Genomic DNA, 1,073 nt, shown 5'->3' with positions numbered 1-1,073 from the left:
GACGGATTGTCAAGCCAAGTGCGACAGTTCATCCATGAAGGCTTCGTAAGCAGATTTCCAGTTCAGGCATTTACGGGGGCGGTGGTTGATGAGACGAACAGCCTCGGCTAACCCCTCATCTGTGACCGTAGCGAAATCGTGCCCTTTAGGGAAAAACTCTCGTAAGAGCCCATTAGCGTTCTCATTGGAACCTCGTTGCCAAGAAGAATAGGGATCAGCAAAGAAGACGTTAACGTTGTGAAAATGCTCTAGCTCGGTGTAGCAGGCAAACTCTTTGCCGCGATCTGTAGTAGCGGTTTTAAAGGTACCTTGAGGGTATTGGCTAGCGGCTACACCAAAGGCGACTTCCATCGAATGCGCGGTGCGGTCGGGCATCTTAACAGCGAAGTATAACCTTGTCTTACGCTCGATAAAAGTGGCTGCACAGGCTTTGCTTTTCCCTCTGCTGGACACGACCGTATCCAACTCCCAGTGACCAAAGGTCGTACGCTTACGCACTTCCTTAGGGCGCTGACGGATCGGAGAACCGACGAGGAAGCGTCCTCGTGTCTCCATAGGTTTGCGTCTTTTCCCTTTGTGGCGAAGCACCTGCGTCTCTGATATGGTCAACTTACCATCATAAAGCCAGCGGTAGATCGTCTTAAAGCAAACGCCCGGCTGCCCTTCACTTCGCCCCTTTTCCGCGATTTGCTCCGGCGACCAGGTCTGTCTAAGCTTCTCCTGCAGCTCATCTGCTAGCTCAGGTGTTAACTTTCCTGTCGGAACACAAGAAGCTCTCCGCTGCTCATATGCATCCTGCGCAGCTTCTGCTACGTAATGATCGTCAGACTGTCCTCGTTGAAGTTCGCGGGCAATTGTAGAATGATGACGGTTAAGCTTCTGACCAATCTCTCTAGTCGTCCAGCCAAGCTCGTTCAATGTCTCTAGTTGTCCGCGTTCAATTATGCTAAGATGGGAGTAGCTCATGTTGGGTTCTCCTGTAAATGATGGTGGTGTGGTAACTTCCATTTTACACGAATCCATTCATGGGCTTCTTTGTGTTTAGCTGTCGCAATTCATATTACAATCCGTCA

Annotated in this window: 1 protein-coding gene; it reads right to left on the bottom strand. The window is 50.3% G+C overall.

Translation table 11 applies throughout. The features are described from left to right. Positions 1–9: 9 nt before the first annotated feature. Complete coding sequence (locus tag SBI19_RS29345) at positions 10–966, bottom strand: IS30 family transposase (protein ID WP_317973073.1); 957 nt, start codon at positions 964–966, stop codon at positions 10–12. Positions 967–1,073: the final 107 nt, after the last annotated feature.

Origin of the sequence: Paenibacillus sp. CCS19, from assembly GCF_033239625.1 — a bacterium.
Lineage (GTDB): Bacteria > Bacillota > Bacilli > Paenibacillales > Paenibacillaceae > Paenibacillus_T.
This window is presented reverse-complemented; position numbering and strand designations above follow the sequence as displayed.